Below are 21,663 nucleotides of genomic sequence, written 5' to 3'. Positions count from 1 at the left end.
AATATCGATCCCCCTCGCAACCTCGCAGGCCCGAGGAGCCCCCAAATGCAACTCGCCGCGATCATCGTGTCGCTGGTCCTGATCGTGGTCGGCGTCGCACTGTTCGGCCGCGCCGTCCTGCAGATCGTCAACTACATGCGGCTCGGTCAGCCGGTGCCGGCCGGCACGCGGACCGACGATCCCGCAGCGCGCACCGTCACCGTGGTCCGGGAGTTCCTCGGCCACACCCGGATGAACCGCTGGGGCATCGTCGGGGTGGCGCACTGGTTCGTGGCGGTGGGCTTCTTCTCCCTGCTCCTGACGATCGTCAACGCGGTCGGACAGCTCTTCGAGGCGGACTGGATCCTGCCGGTCATCGGCGACTGGGCGCCGTACAACGTCTTCGTCGAGTTCATCGGCACCATGACGGTGCTCGGCATCCTCGCCCTGATCGTCATCCGCCAGCTGAGCAGGCCGGACAAGCCGGGCCGCAAGTCCCGCTTCGCCGGGTCCAACTTCGGCCAGGCGTACTTCGTCGAGGCCGTCATCCTCATCGTCGGCGTCTGCATCTTCATGCTGCACGCCCTGGAGGGCGCCCTCCACCACGTCGACGGCTACGAGGCCTCGTTCTTCATCTCGTACCCGGTCGTCTCCGCGCTCGGGAACCTGGACGTCTCCACCCTCCAGAACCTGGTCTACCTCTTCGCCGGCCTGAAGATCGCGACCTCGTTCATCTGGATGATCACCGTCGCCCTGAAGACCGACATGGGCGTCGCCTGGCACCGCTTCCTGGCCTTCCCGAACATCTGGTTCAAGCGCGACGCGAAGGGCGGCACCGCCCTCGGCGCCCTGCTGCCGATGACGTCGGGCGGCAAGCCGATCGACTTCACCGACCCCGGCGACGACGACACCTTCGGCGTCTCCCAGGTCGAGCAGTTCTCCTGGAAGGGCCTGCTGGACTTCTCCACCTGCACCGAGTGCGGCCGCTGCCAGTCGCAGTGCCCCGCCTGGAACACCGGCAAGCCGCTCTCCCCCAAGCTCCTGATCATGTCCCTGCGCGACCACGCGCACGCCAAGGCCCCCTACCTGCTGGCCGGCGGCGGCAAGACGATGGAGGGCGAGGAGAAGGCGTCCGAGGAGCAGCTCGCCTCGGTGCCCGCGGCGGCGCTCGCGGAGTCCGAGCGCCCGCTGATCGGCACCCTCGAGGAGAACGGCGTCATCGACCCGGACGTCCTGTGGTCCTGCACCACCTGCGGCGCCTGCGTCGAGCAGTGCCCGGTGGACATCGAGCACGTCGACCACATCGTCGACATGCGCCGCTACCAGGTCATGATCGAGTCGGCGTTCCCGTCCGAGGCGGGCACGATGCTCAAGAACCTGGAGAAGAAGGGCAACCCCTGGGGCCTGGCGAAGAAGCAGCGCCTGGAATGGCTCAAGGAGCTGGACTTCGAGGTCCCGGTCGTCGGCAAGGACATCGAGGACCTCACCGAGGTCGAGTACCTCTACTGGGTCGGCTGCGCCGGCGCCCTGGAGGACCGCGCCAAGAAGACCACCAAGGCCTTCGCCGAGCTGCTGCACATCGCGGGCGTCAAGTTCGCGATCATGGGCGGCGACGAGAAGTGCACCGGCGACTCCGCCCGCCGCCTCGGCAACGAGCCCCTGTTCCAGGAGCTCGGCATGGAGAACGTCATGTCCCTCAACACCGCCTTCGGCGAGGAGATGGACGACGACGGCAAGGTCACCGAGGAGTCGAAGAAGCCCAAGTCGGCGAAGAAGATCGTCGCCACCTGCCCGCACTGCCTCAACACCCTGGGCAACGAGTACCCGCAGCTCGGCGGCGACTACGAGGTCATCCACCACACCCAGCTGCTCCAGCACCTCGTCGACGAGGGCAAGCTGCTCCCGGTCACCCCGGTCGAGGGCATCATCACGTACCACGACCCCTGCTACCTGGGCCGGCACAACAAGATCTACACGCCGCCGCGCGAGATCATCGCCGCCGTCCCGGGCGTCCGCAACGAGGAGATGCACCGCCACAAGGAGCGCGGCTTCTGCTGCGGCGCCGGCGGCGCGCGGATGTGGATGGAGGAGCGGATCGGCAAGCGCATCAACAACGAGCGCGTCGACGAGGCCCTGTCCCTCAACCCGGACATCGTCTCCACCGCCTGCCCGTTCTGCCTCGTCATGCTGACCGACTCGGTCAACGGCAAGAAGAACGACGGCAAGGCGAAGGAGTCCATCCAGGTCGTCGACGTCGCCCAGCTCCTGCTGGACTCCGTGAAGACCCCGGCCGACCCGGCGGGCGAGCCGGAGGCCGAGAGCGAGCCGACGCCGGAGCCGGTGAAGTAGCCGCCGCCCGGCAGCCCTTCGGCCGACACCCCCTGGTCCCGTCCGGACCGGGGGGTGTCGCCGTTCATCGGAGTGCCGCCATGCACGGGGGGCGCCACTCACCCGGGGGCGTCTCAGCTCACCCGGGGGTGTCGCCATGCGTCGAACACGTGCATCATTACCCGGTCGTTGTCGGTGACACGGATTCACCGGTGGCACGGGTTGACCGGTGACACAGGTTGACCGGTGACACGGTTTCGGACGGGCGGGGTGAATGGTGCGCAGGCGAAGAAGCACCCGGGTCGGCACGGCGGCGGCCGTCGGCTGCATGCTGCTGCTCGGCGCCTGCGGCCAGGGCGGCCGGGCTCCCGGCACCAAGGACGCCGAACCCACCCCCGTACGGGCGGCCCAGGCCCCCGCCGCGCTGCCCGTCCCGCGCGGCGACGGCAGCGAGGTCCCCGACGACTTCAACGGCGACGGCCACCGCGACCTCGTCCTCGACGACCTGGTCAAGGCGCAGAGCCACGCCGACGACGCCGGAATCGGCATCGTCTACGGCTCCTCGCGTGGACTGGTCCCGGGCGCCCGGCAGTTGCTCACCCCGGCGAAGTACGCGGCCCCCACGGACGGGCAGACACCGGCCGTCTTCGAGGCGGAGGCGACCTGCGACCTCGACGGCGACGGCTTCACCGACCTGGTGGTCACCACCGACCCGCCCTACGACGGCCAGGGCCGCCCGCCGGTCCCGCTCCAGCTCCTCTTCGGCTCCCCGACCGGACCGGCCGCCCGCGCGGTCCCGCTGAACGTCCCCGACCAGGCCCGCTTCGGCAACGACTGGCCCGAGCGGCCGGTCTGCGGCGACTTCGACGGCGACGGCGCCGAGGACCTGGTCCTGCACGCCTCCGCCGGTCACCTCAGCTATCTGCGCGGCCCCTTCACCCGCAAGGGCGCCCCGCGGAAGGCCGGAGCGCCCGTCCTCTCCCCCGGCGAGGTACCGACCGGCCCCGCCGCCGACGTGAACCGCGACGGCTACGACGACCTGGTCGTCCGCGCCTCCGCGGGCCCCGGCGCCGCGGCCGTCGTCCTCGGCGGGCCCGCCGGCCCCACCCGCACCGGCGTCGACCTCCCCGCGGGCGTCGACGTCGTCCTCGGCTCCTTCGGGCGGGGCAAGGCGCTGGACGCGGCGGTGGGCGACGCGGACGGCACGGCCCTGCGCTTCGACCTGCCCACACCCCGGCGGGGCACCCTCGACACCCCCGGCACTCAGCTCGACGCGGCCGACTTCGACGGCGACGGTCTGATGGAGCTGGTCACCGGCGACTCCGGCGTACGCGTCCTCCCGGTCCGCGCAACCGGCCCGACGACGCGGGGCGCGGTCACGGTGGCGCCCGCCGCCGAGGGGACGACGCGGGTGCTGACGGCGGGCGACTTCGACGGCGACGGCCGGGCGGACCTGGTCGTGCGGACGTACCAGGGCGACACGAAGGACACGGTCGAGGTCCACCGGGGCGCGGCCGAGGGTCTGGTGACGACGGAGCCGGCGCTGACCTTCTCGACGTCGCAGTTCCTGGTCCGGTAGGCGGCCGGCGGGGCGGACGCGGACGGTCCACCGGCCGCCACCCCTTCCCCGAGCCGGTGCCGGGGACGGTGCGCGGGGCGGCTAAGGTTCCCCTCCGCATCACAGGGGAGGGGAACAGCACCATGAGGAACCGATTCACCAGAGCCGTCGCCACGCTCGCCGGCCTGGTACTGGCCGGCTCCGGGCTGGCCGTCGCCAACGCCGCTCCGGCCGCCGCGGACTTCGAGGAGGACTGCCCGAGGGGCTACTTCTGCGGCTGGACGGGCGACGACGCCGACGGCAAGATGTGGAAAACGAACAAGAACGTCGCGGACCTGGGCCGCTGGGCCGACGACATCCACTCCTACGCCAACCACACAAGCGCGGAAGCCTGCCTGTACGGCAAACGGAACTACGACAAGTCGAGCTACCTCTGGTACGTGGAACGCGCCCCCAGCGGCGAGGGACTCGCGTATTACGGGGAGAACGACCGGGTGATCGGCTCGGTCAGGTTCGTCCAGGACCGGCACGAGTGCGACGTGAGCGACTACCCGTCCTGGGCGGTCTCGCCCACCTCCGGCACCCCGGAGTTCGGTGACATGGACGGCGACACCCGGCCCGACATCATCAGCCGCGACCGCGCGGGACGCCTGTGGTTCAGCCCGGGCAGCGGAACGGCGGGCCGGATCATCGGCACCGGCGGCTGGAACGCGATGAGCGCCCTGACCCGGCACGGCGACTTCAGCCGCGACGGCCGCGAGGACGTCATCGCCCGTGAGGCCGCCACCGGCAGGCTCTGGCTCTACCCCGGCACCGGCTCCGGCCGCCTCGGCGCCCGCAAGCTCATCGGCACCGGCGGCTGGAACGGCATGCGCACCATCACCGCCTCCGGCGACCTCACCGGCGACGGCCTCACCGACCTCGTCGCCGCGGAGAAGTCCACCGGCAGGCTGTACCTCTACTCCGGCACCGCCACCGGCGGCCTCGGCCCCCGCAAGCTCATCGGCACCGGCGGCTGGAACGCCATGAACACCCTCGTCGGCATGGGCGACACCAACGGCGACGGCCACCCCGACCTCTACGCCCGACAGGCCGCCACCGGCCAGCTCTGGCTCTACCCCGGCACCGGCTCCGGCGGCCTCGGCGCCCGCAAGCTCATCGGCACCGGCGGCTGGAACAGCATGGCGCACCTCGTCGCCGTCGGCGACGTCAACGGCTCCGACACCCCCGATCTCGTCGCCGTCACCAACGACAGCTACACGCGGGACGGTTCGCTGTACGGCGCCGGCTGGCAGGTCGTCTACACAGGCCGCGGCGACGGCCGCCTCGAAGGCGCCTGGCCCGTGGGGGAAGGCTGGTGGGGTTTCACCGCCTTCTGCTGACGGCACTCCCGCCCACTGGGGCCGTACGACACCGTCACCGACCCCCGTACGGCCCCTAGGGGACGCCCCGGTCAACCCCCGTAAGGGATGTCACAGCTCGGCCGCAAAGGGTCCCCCGAATGGCCGGGCCCCGCACGTCACTCTCCGGGACCAGGTACGTTCGAAGGCGTGGCTGGATTCAGGATCGGACGCGGCCGGGACAACGGCGCTCCAAACACGCGACCGCAACGCCCACCGTACGGACAGCAGGCTCCCCAGGGACCGCCGTACGGCGGCCAGGCGGCGCCTCGGCAGCCGTACCCGCAGCAGCCGTACGGGGGTGGCGGACCGGGACCGGCTCCCGGCGGATCCCCGTGGCCGCAGGCCCACGGCGGCGGCCACGGTGGCGGCCACGGCGAGCCGGAGTACTTCGGCGACGGCGGCCACCACCCCGGCGGGCACGGCGGCCAGGCCCCGTACGACCCGTACGCCGCCAACAACCCAGGGCACACCCAGGCGTTCAGCGTCGACGACCCCTACAACCAGGGCGACACCTACCGCGCCGGCTCGGCCCCCGCGCCCGGCCCGGTCGGCCCGCGCCTGCACTGGAAGGACCTGCTGAGGGGCGTCGTCCTCGCCCCCAACCAGACCTTCCTCCAGATGCGGGACTACGCGATGTGGGCCCCGGCGCTCATCGTGACGTTCCTCTACGGCCTGCTGGCGGTCTTCGGCTTCGACGGCGCCCGCGAGGAGGCGATCAACGCCACCCTGTCGAACGCGGTGCCGATCGTCCTGACGACGGCCGTCGCCATGGTCCTGAGCGCGTTCGTCCTGGGCGTGGTCACCCACACGCTGGCCCGCCAGCTCGGCGGCGACGGCGCGTGGCAGCCCACGGTCGGCCTCTCCATGCTGATCATGTCCATCACGGACGCCCCGCGCCTGGTCGTCGCCCTGTTCGCCGGCGGCGACGCGCCCTTCGTCCAGATCCTGGGCTGGGCCACCTGGATCGCGGCCGGCGCCCTCCTCACCCTGATGGTCTCCCGCTCCCACGACCTCCCCTGGCCGAAGGCGCTGGGCGCGTCGGCGATCCAGCTGATCGCGCTGCTGTCGATCGTGAAGCTGGGCACCTTCTAGCATCCGGCCACGCGAAGGCCCCCGGTGTCGCACACCGGGGGCCTTCTCCCTGCCCCACGGCGATCACCTGGTGCTACTGTCACCCTGCTCACGCGGGACGAGCGGCGACATCGTGAAACGCCCCCCTGCGCGACCGCCCTGGGGAGGGACTCCTTTCGTGATACGTCCGCTGAACAAGCGGGCCGTGCGCCGTCGGCGTGCGCTCGGCCGCACCGCTGTCACCGTCACGCTCGCCGTGACCGCCGGAATCGGCACCACGGCGGCAGGCACCGCCGCCGCGGCGCCCACCGGGACCACCGCCGCGGCCGCCGAACCCGTCGTCGTCAGCCCCGGCGCGCGCTTCGTGCCCCGCGCCACCGTCGTCCTCAACACGGGCGAGACCGGCCTCCTCACCGCGCAGGAGGGCGACGACCGCCTGCGCTGGATCGACTACGCCACCGGCGCGACGACCGTCCTGGACCGCCGGCTGCCCGAGCCGCTCGCCTACGACGTGGACGACTTCCGCTTCGCCGAGCACCCCGGAGACTTCGGCCACGGCTCCGACACCGTCGCCCTGTACGCCCCGACACCGTCGCCACACGTGACGCTCCAGCAGCGGGCCGGCGACGGAGCGACGGTCACGATCCCCGTCCCGGACGGCCAGACGTACGTCGCCACCTACGGAGACACCGTCATCACCCGCACCGGCACCGAGAACGCCGCGACGGGCCTGCACCTGCTGCGCCCGGAGGACGGCGGGGTGCGGGACCAGAGGCTGGAGGGGCTGCCCGAGGGCTGGCACCTCACCATCAGCTCGGGTGACGCCCGGTCCGTGGCCGTCCGCGCGATCAAGTGGGAGGACACCAGGATGTCGCAGGGGTGGTGGGTCGTCGACCTCGCCACCGGGTCACTGAAGACGCTGTCCACGCACGGCGAGAGCGTCTCCTTCGACCGGGACACCGTCTTCCACCTCGACGCCCCGGAGCCCTACGCCGCCCAGGTCTACCGCCGGGACGACCTGGATGCCGAGCCGACCACGCTCGACCTGCGGGAGGTGCACGCGTACGACGACACGATCCTGCCCTTCGCCGACGGCTTCGCCACCGTGTCCGCGCCCAACCCCGGCAACAACGAGTACCGCGGCAACGCGCTCACCCTGAGGGACATCGAGGGTCGGCACGCGAGGACCCTGCTGGACGTCGCCTCCCCCTCGCTGCACCGCACTCCCGACGGCTCGCTGCTGGTGACCGGCGCCGAGAAGGACACCGACTACGGCCCGCTCGACTGGGGCTACTACCTCTTCACGCCCGCGGCGGACGGCACCGTCACCCGCAAGCGCGTCGCCGACATCGAGGACCGGGAGGCCGAGCCGTACGGCATCTCCCTGGGCAGCGGCATCCTCACCACGGCCGACGACTCGAAGCTCTACATGCCGCACACCTACGTCGGCGCCTACCGCAGCACCTGGCTGAAGACGTCCGGCCGCCCGGAGGAGCTGAACTCGACCGTCGACGGCCTCGTCGCGGGCGACGACGGGGACTGCGGCGACTCCGAGAGCGGCTACTGCGTGACCATGTTCGCGAGCGGCGACGGCCACCACGGCCGCAAGGCCGGTACCGAGCAGGACGTCACCATGCTCTACCGCAACGGCGCCTCCTCGTGGGGGCCGCGGGTGACCTCCGGGTACTACAGCCCACAGCTCCTCGACCTCTCCGGCCGGTACGGCGTCGTGAACGAGGGGACGGGCGGCGCGCAGGCCGTCGTCCACTTCAAGGACGGCGACACCGGGAGCGTCGTGGAGAAGCGGGCGGAGGTCGCGGCCTCCGTCTGGGGCAGCACCCTGTGGAGCGCCCTCGGCCGGTGGGACGACACCGGCTCGGGCGTGTCGACGCGGGTCGCGGCGAAGAACCTGTCGACGGGCGCCGCAGGCGAGTCCTTCGACGCCGGCTGCGTCCCCAGTGACCTCCAGGCCGTGGGCCGTTGGGTGTACTGGCGGTGCAGCGACTACTGGCACGACTTCAAGGGCGCCGGCGTCTACGACCGGCAGACCAAGCGCTTCCTGAAACTGGGGGCCGACAAGACACTCCTCGGTGACGGCTATCTGGTCCGCCAGTCGGACACGACCGGCTTGACCCTCGTCGACCTGCACGACGGCTTCCCGGCCGGCGGCGCGGAGGCGGACCTGCCCCGCCGCGTGATCGTCACCGCCGCCGAGCTGGGCGACCGGACCGTGCGCCGGGCCGGCTGGACCGTGGACCGCTTCGGCGGCCACGTCGCCTACATCGGTGCGGACCGCCAGGTGCGGATCGTCCCGTCGAACGTCCCCGCCTCCCGTATCACCGTCATCGACGCGGAGACGTCACCGACCCTGGACATCCAGGCCGGGGCGACGTGGGCGTCGCGCTGGTGGCTGTCGAAGCCGGCCGCCTCCTGGTCGCTGACACTGAAGAACAAGGCGGGCGGCAAGGCCGTGCGCACCCTGTCCGGCGGCGAGGCCCGGGGCCTGCTCCCAGCCTCCTGGGACGGCAGGGACGCCGCCGGGAAGCACGTCCCGAACGGCACCTACACCTGGACGCTGACCGTGAAGCCCGCCGACGGCGCCGGGGCCGACCTCTCCGTCTCCGGCACCGTGCCGGTCACCGGCGGCGCGGCCGTCTGGCGGGACATGGCCGGCGACGACGGCTTCGGCGACCTGCTCACCACGGACGCCGCCGGCGCCGTGTCGCTGTACCGGGGCACCGGAACCGGCGGGCTCTCGGCCCGCACCGCCGGCACCGCGGGAGCCTTCGCCGCCGGCTCGCTGCTCGTGCCCGTCGGGGACGTGGACGGCGACCGGTGCGCGGACGTGCTGGTGCGCGTCGGCGACCAGCTGCGGGCCTACCGGCCGGGCTGCGGCAAGGTCGTCGGCGCCTCGTCGCCGTACACGCCGATCGGCGGCGGCTGGTCCCAGTACGACCGGCTGACCTCGCCGGGCGACCTGAACGGGGACGGCCTCGTCGACCTCGTCGCACGCCAGGCGGCCACCGGCGACATCTACTTCTACGCCGGTACGGCGGACCATCGCCTGAAGCCCCGGGTGCGGATCCAGACGAACTGGAAGCTGTACAAGAGCATCACCGGCGCCGGGGACCTCAACGGCGACGGCCGCGGCGACCTGCTCGGCCTGGACAACGCGGGCGTGCTGTGGCGCTACTACGGCACCGCCGCCGGCGGAGTGACCCCACGGGAGCGGGTCGGCGGCGGATGGAACGTCTACTCCGCCCTCGCCGGCACCGGCGACCTCTCCGGCGACGGCCGCACCGACCTGCTGGCCCGCGACACCACCGGGAAGCTGTGGCGATACGCGTCCACGGGATCCGGGGCGTACGGGGGCCGGGTGCTGATCGGCACGGGGGGCTGGAACACGTTCAAGGGCCTGTTCTGACCCGTCCTGCCCTGCCCGACCGAACCGCGAAGGGCCCCGGCGTGTGTCACGCCGGGGCCCTTCGCGCACGGCGTACCGCGCGACACTCAGGCGTCGAGCACCTGTCCGTCCCGGCGCACTACTGGAGGCAGGACACTCCACGGGAAGTTGATCCACTCATCGGTCCGCTTCCACACGTACTCGCACTGGACGAGCGAGTGCGACTTCTCATAGATCACCGCGCTGCGGACCTCGGCGACGGTGTCGAGGCAGAAGTCCCGCACCAGCTTGAGCGTCTTGCCGGTGTCGGCGACGTCGTCGGTGATCAGGACCTTCTTGTCGGAGAAGTCGATGACGTTGGGGACGGGCGCGAGCATGACGGGCATGTCGAGCGTGGTCCCGACGCCCGTGTAGAACTCCACGTTCACGAGGTGGATGTTCTTGCAGTCCAGCGCGTAGGCCAGCCCGCCCGCCACGAAGACGCCACCGCGGGCGATGGAGAGCACTATGTCCGGCTCGTACCCGTCGTCCGCGATCGTCTGAGCGAGTTCGCGCACGGCGACGCCGAACTGCTCGTAGGTCAGATTCTCCCGAACATCACTCATGCGCGCGTCCTGCTCATACCTGGGTTCATGCCCGGGTTCACACCTGGGTCCGATGGAAGTTGAGGAAGGAGCGGGAGGCGGTCGGCCCCCGCTGCCCCTGGTAACGGGACCCGTACCGCTCGCTCCCGTACGGGTGCTCGGCCGGCGACGTGAGCCGGAACATGCAGAGCTGCCCGATCTTCATCCCCGGCCACAGCTTGATGGGCAGGGTCGCGAGATTGCTCAGCTCCAGCGTCACGTGCCCGGAGAACCCGGGGTCGATGAACCCGGCGGTGGAGTGCGTGACGAGGCCGAGCCGCCCGAGCGAGCTCTTCCCCTCCAGCCGCGAGGCGAGATCATCGGGCAGCGAGACGACCTCGTACGTACTGGCCAGCACGAACTCGCCGGGGTGCAGGATGAACGGCTCGTCGCCCTCCGGCTCCACGAGCCGGGTCAGATCCACCTGCTCCACGGAGGGGTCGATGTGCGGGTACCGGTGGTTCTCGAACACCCGGAAGTAGCGGTCGAGGCGCACGTCGATGCTCGACGGCTGCACCATGGAGTCGTCGAACGGATCGATCCGCACCCGCCCGGAGTCGATCTCGGCCCGGATGTCCTTGTCTGAGAGAAGCACGCACCGAGGATACGCAAGGCGCGCGGAGCTGCGACAACCGCCGCCGCACCGCGCGCCCGATCCTGCCCCGGGAAGCCCCCGGGATGTCCTGCTACCGCTCCTGCGAACCCACCGGCACGGCACTCCGCAGCCGCGCACACCGCGGACATCGGACGAGCCTGCCGGGGCCGAGTCGCTCGGCCTGCTGCATCGGGAACGAGGCGGCGGTGAACACGTGCCCATCGGCACAGCGGACGACGGTGGTGCGCTCCATCAAGTCCTTCAAGTCCCTTCCCCAAGAGCCGCGTCTGGCTGTCTACCCTGACGACAAAAGCCACAGTACGGGATGAAAGAGACGACTCTCCAGGCGGCACTCCGCCTTCACGCACACCCTCTCCGACGCCCCCACCGTACGCGCCAACTCGGCCCACCCGCAGCCGGATCCCACCCCCCGGAACGACCAGCGGCCTCGCGGCGGGAACACCGGGGGCCGGCGATGGGGTAGAGTGAGCGAGCGTCCAGGCACCGACCGTGTTCGGCGTCTTACGCGGGTGTAGTTTAATGGTAGAACATCAGCTTCCCAAGCTGAGAGCGCGAGTTCGATTCTCGTCACCCGCTCCATGCGAAACCCCCCAGGTCATCGACCCGGGGGGTTTCTTGTTGTCCAGACCGGTGGGCGACTGCCGCACCACAACCGCACCATGCCTCTGTGGCTGGGGCGGTCGGCTCCACGGCTTTACAACGGCTAACAAAATGGTCGTCGGGCCTGTGCTTACAAGCCTCCCGGCTCGCCTTCGGCGTTGAACCTTGTCAGGGAGCGCTCCAGCAGTTCCAGAAACTGTCGTAGGCCATCGGCTACCTTGTCGAGCTCCGCTTCGTCCAGCGAAGCCGTCCGCGTCCGGTACACGGCCCCATCAGGCCCCGCGACATAGATCAGGCCGCCGCCGTTCGAGCCGATGACCAGGCCACGGCTCTTTTCGTCCGTGCCGACGTCGACAACGCCGCACTCCTGGAGCCGCAGCAGGAGGTCACCGGCCGGATCGAGGAAGTAGCCGTTGCCAACGTCCTCCCAGGTGACGTCACCGATGCCCTCGTAGAAGGTGACCAGGTCAGCTGGTGTAGGGGTGACTTGGGCCAGCGTGCGAGCCGCGGCTTGATCGTCATGGTCGGCCGGCCGAACCTGGTTGATCCCGGGAGGAAAGCCGTGCCGATGCTCGAACTCGCCCGTCATGGCCGTGAGTGTCCCGCTGACCCTCTCTGTCCACGAGGCCAGCCAGGCAGGCGAAAGCGATCGATCGCTCATGGGGCCGGATCATGGCATGCGCGACGGACATCCATGGAGTGCCCAGCGGTTCCAGTGTCAGCGCAATGCCCTGAGCTGCCGATGGGTGATGAGGCAGCAGGCGAGTTTGAGGAATGCTTCGTGGATGTCAGCTCGCCGTTCCCAGCGGATGCGCAGGCGACGGAAGCCGTGCAGCCAGGCAAAGCTCCTCTCCACGACCCAGCGGTAGGTGCCCAGTCCGGTGCCCAGTCCGGTGCCGTGCAGGGTGCCGCGGCGGGCGATCGCGGGCACGATGCCGCGGGCGCGGACCTGGTCCCGGTAGATGTCGTGGTCGTACCCGCGGTCGGCGAACAGTGAGTCCGGCTTCCGGCGAGGATGACCGACCCGGCCGCGGACCGGCAAGATCGCGTCGAGCAGGGGCAGGAGTTGGGTGACGTCGTTGCGGTTGCCGCCGGTCAGCAGGACCGCGAGCGGGGTGCCGTGTCCGTCGGTGATCAAGTGATGCTTGGAGCCGGCTCGTCCCCGGTCGACCGGCGATGGGCCCGTGTGCTGCCCCCTTTTAGCGCCCTGACGTGCGAGGAGTCGACCACACAGCGGGACCAGTCCAGACGTGCGGCCGCGTTCAGTTCGGCCAGCAGAATCTCGTGCAACCGCTGCCAGACGCCAGCCTCGTTCCAGCCTCGCAGCCGGCGCCAGCACGTCATGCCCGACCCGAAGCCGAGGTCCTTGGGCAGGTACTCCCACTGGATCCCGGTGTGCAGCACGTACAAGATCCCGCACAGCACGTCCCTGTCCGGCAACGGCTTGCGACCTGGATGCCGGAACCTGCGCTCACGCTGCGGCAGCAGCGGCTCCAGACGGTCCCACAGTTCATCCGACACGATCCACGGCGACGTCCCCACACCGAACAAAGGCTCAACTCCCGTGCCGGACACGGCAACCAGGACTGATCCACCTCATTGTGTTAGGCGTTGTAAGCCCGGAGAACTAGGGTCGTGAGTCGGGCGCCCGCAACGGCTGCCCGCCCAAGCGGCCGGCTGCCACTCAACCTCTCGTTCCTTGGACAGGGGATCTCCTTCTGCTGACCTCCTGCTTCTCCGGTTCGTCGCCGACCGGCATGCTCAGCTTGAGGTCGCGCAGACCCGCAACGCGTGCTCGGGTTGCCTGGCCGGTGTCGTACGTAAGCACCGTCACTTCGCGCCCCGACAGGGGCTTGACCGCCAGTGCCCTGTCCACAATCTCGTCATCCTTGATTGGCAGCCGCACATGACCCGGCGGATCGAACAGGAGCTGCACGGTCACTTCGCCACGTCGCAGCCCGGTGGTTCGCAGTTCCTCGGCGTCAGCCTCACGGAGCCTGGCCTGCTCCGTGCTCTTCTGGAAGAGTCGATCCAGAACAGCAAGTGTGTACCGTGCCCGCCATCGCGACTGCGGGGCCTTGCTCTCCTTGAGTTGGTCGAGTTCATCAACCACGACCATCGGCACCATGAGGTGTACGAACGCCCCGCGCGTACCTAGCAGAACAGAAAAGTCCGTGTCTTCCAGCTTGTCTGGATGATGGATGAGACGTGAATGCCGTCGTCCGCTGCCGGAGTTCGGCACTCACCAGTTGGTTCACGAGGCGCTGAGTCGTCCCGACGGTAAAACTGTCCAGTCCGGCGAGCAACTGGTCGTGCCGCTTGGTAAGAACAAGCCGGTCAAGGTCAGCGCTGCTGATGAGAGCCTCCAGTCGATCAACGGCATACGCCGCCCAATCTAGGTAGGCCAAGAGCCGTTCGTAGTACTCGTGCGGACCGCTGGTGTGCAGGTTCGAGAGCTTCTGGCACACCTCGCTGAGCGTCTTGTATAGGTGCTTCCGGTCAACGCCGGGCAGCGAACTCACAAGCATCCCCGTACTGTGGCAGCTTACGGACACTGCCCGCACGTGAACTGTCGTACTCCTGACGCTGAACGGCGCCAAAGCAGTACCGCGGCCCGAGCCAAGGGCCAGGTCAGTCTCTGGTTGGCAACGGCTCGTGACGGTGCCAGATCAGGTACCGGTCCTCGCGGCGCAGCTCCGCTGACCCCCACTCAATGCGCATGACACCTTTCTCCATGGAGCAGGCGTAGGCGACGAGGACGAGCTGCACGTCCTCGGGAAGCAGCTCCAGATCTGGATGCACTTCGGAGTCGTCAAGCTCTCCCCAGTCCAGGTCGAATGCCTGCTGCCTGGGAGGTGGGCCGTGGCGGCGGATCAGGTCAGCTCGGAAGCCTGTGGCCCGACGGAGACGAGCGGCTGTGACAGGCACGTCTTTCTTGGCGTAGCGGAGGGGGTAGATCAGGTGGCCGCGGACGAGCATCAGCGTTCGCCCTTGTAGACGCACAGCTTCCCCAAGCCCTGAGATGCCGGCGGCCAGTTCTTCGTATTGCACCGCGTAGAGGCCATGCCCGTAGGCCTCGAGCGTCTGAGTGTGAACGCCCTCATGCCCCGTCCGGGCGCGGTCATGAGCCCGTAGGAGGCAAGCCGGGATGATGTCGGCCAGCTCACCGGCTATGTCCCCGAAGGTCTCACGTGCCCATTGACTGGCTGAACCCACGACGTAGCCCCTCCCTGATGGTCCTGCGGCACAGCACCGAGCAGCATCCGCCTCAACCGTGCTGCGCCCAGGCGAGTCACACAAGGTCGCAACCAGCGCACGAAGGGAGCGCGCACCGCCTGAACAGGGTTCACCGCACGTACCACTCGCCTGTCAACCACAGCAGACGTTCGCCCGGCCCGATCGCTAGGGTGACGGCAATCCCGACGGCAACGACGGCGAACGGCAGCGACCCTCAGCAGCCCACCACGGTGCCGGTGTAGGCCGATCGGTCGAATAACTAAGATGATGTCTCAGTTGGCGTGATTGCTCTATTCCCCGGCAAGATGCACCGGCATGGCAGATCCGGAGCTTGAGCGTGTTAACGACATTGCCCTCACGGCGGTGCAGGCCCTGCTGGGGCTGATCTCCTCCGACGTGGTCGCGGTAGCGGTTGGGGTCGAGGAGGACAGAGTGCTGCTCTCTTTCTGGGTGCATCGCCATACCACCGAGATCGACGAAGACACCGCCGATGCGATCGCCGACCTGGACGCCTTTCTCCAACCAGACGGCCCGCTGATCGAAGCGCGCGTCGTGGTGGGTGCTCCGGAGGCGGCCGTCATGAGACCGCACGAGCGCATGATCTATTGGGCCAAGTCCTAGACCTGCGCGGCTCTGCGGCAGCAGCTGAGGGCGCAGGCGATACCGACGAAGGCGAGGAAGTGGTCAGCGGTGCGTTCGTAGCGGCGATGCAGGCGGCGGCAGCCGTTGAGCCACGACATGGTGCGTTCGATCACCCAGCGGTGCCGGCCCAGGCGGCCGGATGACTCGATGCCGCGGCGGGCGATGCGCGGGACGATCTGTCGTCGCCGCAACCAGTTGCGCAGGTGGTCGAAGTCGTAGCCCTTGTCCGCGTGGAGCTTGGCCGGTCGGCGTCATCTGGGCCCGTAGCGGGAGCGGATGGGTGGGATGCCTCGCATGAGCGGGATGAGGGCCCGGCTGTCGTGCAGGTTGGCGCCGGAGATGCCCACTGAGATCGGCAGGCCGTTGCGGTCAGAGATGACGTGGATCTTCGACCCGAGTTTGCCGCGATCGGTCAGATTCGGTCCGGTCAAGGGCCCCTTTGACCGCCCGGACACTGACCGAATCGATCGCGCACCGGGACCAGTCCAACTCGCCGTTCGCGCCGAGCCGGTCAAGCACGACGCGGTGCAGCTTGGCCCATACCCGGGCTTTGGACCAGTAGGTGAAGCGGCGGTGCACCGTATGCCAGGACGCGCCGAAGACGGGCGGCAACTGCCGCCAGGTACAGCCCGACGTGGCCACGAAGATGACTGCAGCGAGCACCGCACGGTCGTCGCACCGCCGACGCCCCCCACCTTGTGCGCGAGCCGGTGGTTCCGGCGCCACGTCCAGGAAGATCTCTCATAACCCATCCGGCACGAGCCGTTCAACTATCCCCATGCAAGGGCAACGAGCCAACGCCAACTGAGACATCGTCTAACTGCGTGACAACGCCGACGTATAGCGGCGGACATGCACGGACGTCTGTGGGCCTTCAGCGCAGGTAGCGGACACACCCAGCTCAAGGTCAGACACCCGCCTCCGATATCCGCGAGCGACATGAACGGCCCCGGAAGTCAGAATTGCCAGGCGGTCTGACGTGGGCAGCATGGCCATGAGGCTCACCGATAGTGCCGAGGAGCAACCGAACGTCTAAGAGCTCGTAACAGGATCTTGTCGGGGTGCCGCCAGTGCGCAGAGCAGCCCTTCACCGAGCAGACACTTGCTCACAATCTAGGCCATTGCATGGTGACGCAATGAGGGCCACCACCACCGTGCGTCAAGGCCACTGCAGGAGTGAACCTGACCTTTCGTCCCGAAAAGACCTGCTTGAACTGGCGGGCAATCGCAATGTCGGTACCGGCACCCACCGTGGGGACAATCACGCTGCGGTTGGTCAGCAGAAAGTTGATGTACGAGGCGGGCTGCGCACGGCCGTCTGGCATGACAGCGTAAGGCAGGTGCTCCACTACGTGGACGTGCAACGGCTCTCCCCCGGCAAGCCGGGAATGCGCAAGGACATCCAGGTTGGCCGCCAGACGGGTGTGGTTTGGGTTGTCGACTGCTGCTACCTGGACAAGCAACGTGTCTGGACCGGTGAACACAGCGACGTTATCGACGTGCCCATCGGTGTTCGCCAAATCCTCAACAAGACCGTACGGGAGCCAGATGACATGGCGCACCCCTAGACTGCGGCGTACGACGGCTTCGAAATCCTGACGGGTAACCGGACCATTCCGATTGAGGTTGAGGACACACTCTTCAACGACGACGGCGGTGCCGGCGCCGTTCATGGAGATGGCCCCGCCCTCCAATACAAACGGTAGGCTCTCGATCGGAAGATCAAAGTGCCTGGCGACCGCATGCCCCACCGAGGCGTCGCCTGTGTACGGGACAAATCGGCGTCCCCAGGAGTTGAAGGAGAAATCGACGACTTCCGCGCCTGCTTCCCCCCGCGCCAAGATCGGACCGTTGTCACGGATCCACCCGTCATCGATGGGGTGCACAAGCAAGTGGCTGTTCTGCGGCAGAATCCGCCCCACCAGGTGCTCATCACGTGGATGGCAGATCACCACGATTGACTCGTCCTCAGCGACTGCGTTGAGGAGCGCCGTGTATTCCTCCACTGCGCGGCCCATCCAAGGGGACCAGACCGACTCGCGAGTAGGCCACGCGACGAGGGTGGCTTCGTGATCCTCCCACTCACCGGGGACGGTGCGACTACTCATGCGCGCCTTACGGGATCACGAACAGGAATAGGATGGACAGACCGACGCCGATCAAGCCGCTGAAGAATCTGGCCAGGATGTCCGTCCAATAGGCTGACGCCACATCGGAGATGAGAGCTTGTGGAGTCACTCCCGCATGCAGGGCTTGCCCTTCAGCCAGACGCTTGATCGCTTCGACTCTCCACGCCAGGGATGAAAACGCGACGGCGGAGACGAAGGCGGCCAGCGTGCACCAGCCGAGCGCCGCTCGGTTGACGGGTGTCGGCACCGTTCCGTAGGCCGAGGTGAAGGTGTTGACAGCAAGGGACAGGACGACAGCACCCGCGAGATACAAGGCTGCGGGGTTGATCAGGGTGATGGCCATAGCTAACCTACGCATCGCCAACGATCTCCTTCACCTGGCGCCGGAACTTATTGATCTGTTCCATGAGTGTCGAAACGGGCTCATCCCGGCATAACGTGAGGGTGCTGTCAGCGAGGTCATCGATCTTTGCGATGTCGGCCAGAATCGATGCCCTACGCCTGGCTGTCGCGTCGCGCTTAAATAGCCGCCCTCCCACCTGCTCCGCGAACTGTTGGAGCGTGACGAGCCGCTCGTTGAGACGCTCCTTAGCCGAACCCCATACTTCGCGTACCTCTGTCTGCGCCGCTTCACGGCGCTTCGTTTCAGCTCCTGCCAGCAGGGCCTCGACGGTCTCCACGATGTCGGTGGTTCCATAGCCGCGACGTTCCACATCGCCCTTGATCACCACATCGGCGACGCCGTATCGCAGCAGAATGTTCTTGTAGATTGAACCTTTGAGTCGCGAGCCGGTTACCACCGCCCTCGGTAGCTCTGGCCGGTTCTGCAAAAGGAAGGTCAGCACCTCATAGCCCGAGTAATCGTCCTCGTCGGTGAGGTTAAGATCGATCAGAGCGCAGTCGAAGCTACCGACGCTCAGCTCATTCATGGCGTCCTGGACTGTCCTGACGTGGATTACCTGATGGCCAGTGAGAGCCCGTCTGACCGCGCGTGCGAAATGCCCGTTGTCTTCAAGGAGAAGGATGCTGGACATCGTCATTTCCCCTCACAACGCATAGACACCAGGAAAGTCGCTCCGCCAAGCTGAGTGCCCGAAGCCGAGATACTCCCCTGCAGTTTCGTCACAATCTCTCGAGCGCGGGCCAGTCCCAGCCCCCTACCTTCCCCTCGGGAGCTGAATCCAAGGCTGAAGATCTCCTCCGTCTTACCCGCGGGGATGCCCGGACCGTCATCGGTAACGGCCACGTGGACCGTGGAGCCAGCCATCTCCACAGCGACCCGTACGGTGCCGCAGTCGTCTGTGGCTTCTATCGCGTTGTAGAGGAGATTTTCGAAGACAGCCGTTACTTCGCCGCGGACACCACGAATCAAGATGTCCTCCGCAAGGGGAACTTGTAACTCAATGTGGGTGTCTGGGAATTCTAGTGATAGCCGGTTGCGCAACGCAGTCAGCACGTTGACGAGGTTGACGTCGTCCACCTGTTGAGCCCGCCGGATGTCGGACGGTGCGAGCGCAAGCTCGGTACAACCGTCCTCGATGTCGTCGAGACACTGCTTCAACTCACCATCAATAGCTACCTGACGAGTGGTCAGCTCCTGCCTAATCGACTGGATGTCTCTCAGAATGGGGTCGACAGCCTTGCGGATTCGGTGGGCAAAGTCTCGATTCAGGCCAAGTCGAGTAGTCTCGGCCTCAGATTCGGCAACCTCCTCGCGGCGACGTCGCAGTTCCGCGACCAACCTGGCGCTGGCCAGAACGACCGATGCCAGGACGGGGACGACTTCACGTTGCGGCGGGGTGAACGGGTGTCCGTTGGGAATAGTGATTATCTCCACGCCGAGGAGTGTTCCCTCGGCGTGCAGCGGGATCAGTGCAACCGAGTTGGCCGGCCATGCGTTGGGGCCGATGAACTTGGCGAAACGGTGAGGGCGGTTCTGAGAATCCAGCATGATGGGCTTGGAGTGCCCGCTGAACCACTTCAGAGTCCCCTTGATGTCGAGGCCTTCGGGCGTTTCCCAGCCCTCTGTGTGATAGGCCTCCCGCAGTCGGCCGTTTCGGCCCGCCAACCACGTACTTGACTCCAGTTCGGAGTGGATTGCGTCGCGGAGCAGGGCAGCGCCCAAGGCGAGCACCGACCGCTCATCCTCGCCCTGCCCCGAGAGTGTGAGGGCACCAACTAGCTGCCGAAGTTGGTCGGTCAGCACCTCACGAGCTGCGGCTTCGCTCGCTCGGATAGCTTCCTCTCGGGCCTGCCGCAGGCGTGCCTCATCCTCCAGCGGCACATCCGTGACATCGATCCCTAGCTCTGCGAGGAGGTACTTGCTGCGGAACTCATCCCAGAGGGCAAATCCGACCGTCAGCAGCAGGCGCTCGGAGCCGTCCGCCATGACATCATTGGCCAGGTTTCGAAACTCTCGACGTTTGGCGACGATGTCCGCGTGGTCGGCTACTGCTTGGTCGCGCTCGAGTTCGTTGACGAACAGGTCGAGATAGCTCTTCCCCAGCACCCTCTCGCGAGTCAAGCCGTACAACTTCTCCGCGCCCCGATTCCACACGTAGATCGCGTAGTCGTCCTCGGGACCAGCTGCCGCCCAAACGGAAGCAGACACGTTTGAGACGATTTCGGTGAGCAGTTGCTGTTCGTGGTCTGCATCCTTCGCCTTGCTTAATCGCTTACGGTCAGAGGGCATCATTCTCCCGCTTCATAATCGCGTCGACGCAGGTGTAACCGCCGTCCACGATGTGGTTGGCGCCGGTAATGAAGCGAGCTTCGGCAGACAGCAGGAAGGCGACAACGCCCGCCACTTCCTCAGGCGTCCCGTTCCGACCGAGTGGAGTCAACTGTGTTGCCTCGTACGACTCCTCGGTGGACATCCCGGTGTCGACCCACCCGGGCGAGACGGCGTTGACTCGCACCCCCGCGCCCCCGAGCACGTTAGCGAGGCTCTTCGTGAGGTTGATGAGTGCGGCCTTGCTGGCGGAGTACGAGATAGATGAGAACGAGCCGATCAGCCCGTCGGTGCTCGCGATGTTCACGATGGCCGAGCCAGGCCCCATACTCTTGCTGATTTCGAGCGTCGCCAGCAACGGCCCGCGGAGATTCACCTCTAGTACATTGTCCCACGCCTCAAGGGTGAAATTGTCCCACTTCTCAAACTCAATGGCGCCGGCGTTGTTGACCAGACCGTCGAAGGGAACGCCAGCGGCAAGGGTCCGTAGCGTCTCTGCGGCCCCGTCGCGGTCGAGGAAGTTCAGGTGGACTACCTCGCTGACGCCATGCTCCAAGAGCTCACGTGCCTCGGCCTCTCCAGTGTTGTAGGTACCCACGACGCTGGCCCCGCGCGCGGCCAGCGCGAAAGCGATCGCCCTCCCGATGCCCCGCGAGGCTCCGGTCACCAGGACACGCTTCCCATCAATACCCATTTACTCTTCTCCTCACATTTTTTATCGGTACAGGCGGTCATCCAGTCCCTTGGGGCGGATACGCCCTTCGCCTTGAAGATAGAAGTTCATGGGAGCCGATATGCGAGGCGTCGACGCCGACGTCACACGATGAGGTGATTTCCGCGCGTCAAAGAAGGCGAGATAACCCTCCAGGGGTTGAATCCGCCAGACATGACCTCCCGGCCCAGTCAATTCCAATGCGCCCCCTTGTCCATCCGGGTGGCTCGTCAGGAAGAGAACACCTGTGACGGGGTTGGTGTCACAATGCCACTCATACCCCCCACCATGCGCGGGCAAGATGTTGATGTTGACGGCCGACCGTAGAGAAGTGTCGACCTCCAAGAGCCGACCGCTGACCGTCTCGGCAAGGCGCAGGAAGGGATCCTCGTACAGCGAGCGGAGCCAGGGCAGTCTCGTTGCTACCGCCTCACCGTCGATGAGCCGGTAGCTGATCTCCGTGCCGACGGGTTCCAGGCTTCCTGGTTCCCCGCCGCGTAGGACGGTCTCCATGGACGCCTCATCGACGCAGCGTTCAACGTCCGAACACCATCCGTGGGGCAGTAAATCGGAAGCGTCCACCATAGAAAAGAAGGGAAGCCTCAATGCTGCATCGACGACCATGCACCCC

The 21,663-nt window shown here is 67.5% G+C and carries 18 protein-coding genes, 1 tRNA gene and 2 pseudogenes; 8 read left to right on the top strand and 13 right to left on the bottom strand.

Annotated features, from left to right (window positions below; genetic code table 11):
- Positions 1-45: 45 nt before the first annotated feature.
- The 5 genes from ACGF3J_RS16420 to ACGF3J_RS16400 all read left to right on the top strand — a co-directional run bounded on the left by ACGF3J_RS16420 (position 46) and on the right by ACGF3J_RS16400 (position 9,763).
- Positions 46-2,328 carry a (Fe-S)-binding protein gene (locus tag ACGF3J_RS16420; RefSeq protein ID WP_161332768.1) on the top strand — a complete coding sequence of 761 codons (2,283 nt, stop codon included), beginning with the start codon at positions 46-48 and terminating at the stop codon, positions 2,326-2,328.
- A gap of 253 nt (positions 2,329-2,581) precedes the next feature.
- Positions 2,582-3,886, top strand: coding sequence for a VCBS repeat-containing protein (locus tag ACGF3J_RS16415; protein ID WP_161332767.1), 1,305 nt, complete (start codon positions 2,582-2,584; stop codon positions 3,884-3,886).
- A gap of 122 nt (positions 3,887-4,008) precedes the next feature.
- A complete protein-coding gene (locus tag ACGF3J_RS16410) occupies positions 4,009-5,247 on the top strand; it encodes an FG-GAP-like repeat-containing protein (RefSeq protein WP_161332766.1) in 1,239 nt (412 codons plus the stop codon).
- A gap of 87 nt (positions 5,248-5,334) precedes the next feature.
- Positions 5,335-6,360, top strand: coding sequence for a Yip1 family protein (locus ACGF3J_RS16405; RefSeq protein WP_161332765.1), 1,026 nt, complete (start codon positions 5,335-5,337; stop codon positions 6,358-6,360).
- A gap of 157 nt (positions 6,361-6,517) precedes the next feature.
- A complete protein-coding gene (locus tag ACGF3J_RS16400) occupies positions 6,518-9,763 on the top strand; it encodes an FG-GAP-like repeat-containing protein (protein WP_161332764.1) in 3,246 nt (1,081 codons plus the stop codon).
- Between the two features lie 86 nt (positions 9,764-9,849).
- Here the strand turns inward: ACGF3J_RS16400 and ACGF3J_RS16395 are convergent, their stop codons facing one another.
- Positions 9,850-10,347: a phosphoribosyltransferase gene (locus ACGF3J_RS16395; RefSeq protein WP_064728972.1), complete on the bottom strand. Its 498-nt coding sequence runs from the start codon at positions 10,345-10,347 to the stop codon at positions 9,850-9,852.
- A gap of 37 nt (positions 10,348-10,384) precedes the next feature.
- On the bottom strand, positions 10,385-10,960 hold the full coding sequence (gene dcd, locus ACGF3J_RS16390) for a dCTP deaminase (protein WP_064728971.1): 576 nt from the start codon (positions 10,958-10,960) through the stop codon (positions 10,385-10,387).
- A 526-nt stretch (positions 10,961-11,486) separates the two neighbouring features.
- Here dcd and ACGF3J_RS16385 point away from each other — a divergent pair.
- Positions 11,487-11,560 (top strand) — tRNA-Gly (locus tag ACGF3J_RS16385).
- Positions 11,561-11,711: 151 nt separating this feature from the next.
- Here ACGF3J_RS16385 and ACGF3J_RS16380 read toward each other — a convergent pair.
- From ACGF3J_RS16380 to ACGF3J_RS16370, 3 genes and pseudogenes are all read right to left on the bottom strand, one after another.
- Positions 11,712-12,170 carry an SMI1/KNR4 family protein gene (locus ACGF3J_RS16380; protein WP_161332763.1) on the bottom strand — a complete coding sequence of 153 codons (459 nt, stop codon included), beginning with the start codon at positions 12,168-12,170 and terminating at the stop codon, positions 11,712-11,714.
- A gap of 129 nt (positions 12,171-12,299) precedes the next feature.
- Positions 12,300-13,102: pseudogene (locus ACGF3J_RS16375) on the bottom strand (IS5 family transposase).
- Positions 13,103-13,265: 163 nt separating this feature from the next.
- Positions 13,266-13,823 carry a PIN domain-containing protein gene (locus tag ACGF3J_RS16370; RefSeq protein WP_161332762.1) on the bottom strand — a complete coding sequence of 186 codons (558 nt, stop codon included), beginning with the start codon at positions 13,821-13,823 and terminating at the stop codon, positions 13,266-13,268.
- Here ACGF3J_RS16370 and ACGF3J_RS16365 point away from each other — a divergent pair.
- A complete protein-coding gene (locus ACGF3J_RS16365; protein ID WP_202559128.1) occupies positions 13,783-13,980 on the top strand; it encodes a hypothetical protein in 198 nt (65 codons plus the stop codon). The genes ACGF3J_RS16370 and ACGF3J_RS16365 overlap by 41 nt on opposite strands.
- A 232-nt stretch (positions 13,981-14,212) precedes the next feature.
- Here the strand turns inward: ACGF3J_RS16365 and ACGF3J_RS16360 are convergent, their stop codons facing one another.
- A complete protein-coding gene (locus tag ACGF3J_RS16360) occupies positions 14,213-14,797 on the bottom strand; it encodes a hypothetical protein (protein ID WP_123623128.1) in 585 nt (194 codons plus the stop codon).
- Between the two features lie 336 nt (positions 14,798-15,133).
- Here ACGF3J_RS16360 and ACGF3J_RS16355 point away from each other — a divergent pair, with 336 nt between their 5' ends.
- Positions 15,134-15,439, top strand: coding sequence for a hypothetical protein (locus ACGF3J_RS16355; RefSeq protein WP_161332761.1), 306 nt, complete (start codon positions 15,134-15,136; stop codon positions 15,437-15,439).
- Here the strand turns inward: ACGF3J_RS16355 and ACGF3J_RS16350 are convergent.
- The 7 genes and pseudogenes from ACGF3J_RS16350 to ACGF3J_RS16320 all read right to left on the bottom strand — a co-directional run bounded on the left by ACGF3J_RS16350 (position 15,436) and on the right by ACGF3J_RS16320 (position 21,656).
- Positions 15,436-16,198 (bottom strand): annotated as a pseudogene (locus ACGF3J_RS16350) (IS5 family transposase). The gene ACGF3J_RS16355 and the pseudogene ACGF3J_RS16350 sit on opposite strands and share 4 nt — an antisense overlap.
- A gap of 368 nt (positions 16,199-16,566) precedes the next feature.
- Positions 16,567-17,568, bottom strand: a complete 1,002-nt coding sequence (locus ACGF3J_RS16345; RefSeq protein ID WP_161332760.1) for an agmatine/peptidylarginine deiminase — start codon at positions 17,566-17,568, stop codon at positions 16,567-16,569.
- 7 nt (positions 17,569-17,575) lie between these two features.
- Positions 17,576-17,932 carry a hypothetical protein gene (locus tag ACGF3J_RS16340; RefSeq protein ID WP_161332759.1) on the bottom strand — a complete coding sequence of 119 codons (357 nt, stop codon included), beginning with the start codon at positions 17,930-17,932 and terminating at the stop codon, positions 17,576-17,578.
- Between the two features lie 7 nt (positions 17,933-17,939).
- Complete coding sequence (locus ACGF3J_RS16335; protein ID WP_161332758.1) at positions 17,940-18,623, bottom strand: response regulator; 684 nt, start codon at positions 18,621-18,623, stop codon at positions 17,940-17,942.
- 2 nt (positions 18,624-18,625) lie between these two features.
- A complete protein-coding gene (locus tag ACGF3J_RS16330; RefSeq protein ID WP_161332757.1) occupies positions 18,626-20,284 on the bottom strand; it encodes a PAS domain-containing sensor histidine kinase in 1,659 nt (552 codons plus the stop codon).
- Positions 20,271-21,014, bottom strand: a complete 744-nt coding sequence (locus ACGF3J_RS16325) for an SDR family NAD(P)-dependent oxidoreductase (protein ID WP_161332756.1) — start codon at positions 21,012-21,014, stop codon at positions 20,271-20,273. The genes ACGF3J_RS16330 and ACGF3J_RS16325 overlap by 14 nt, the downstream gene beginning before the upstream one ends.
- A 21-nt stretch (positions 21,015-21,035) precedes the next feature.
- On the bottom strand, positions 21,036-21,656 hold the full coding sequence (locus ACGF3J_RS16320) for a 2OG-Fe(II) oxygenase (RefSeq protein WP_161332755.1): 621 nt from the start codon (positions 21,654-21,656) through the stop codon (positions 21,036-21,038).
- Between the last annotated feature and the right edge of the window lie 7 nt (positions 21,657-21,663).

This window comes from Streptomyces sp. NPDC048171, assembly GCF_043202655.1.
In the GTDB taxonomy this organism is placed as follows: Bacteria; Actinomycetota; Actinomycetes; order Streptomycetales; family Streptomycetaceae; genus Streptomyces.
This window is presented reverse-complemented; position numbering and strand designations above follow the sequence as displayed.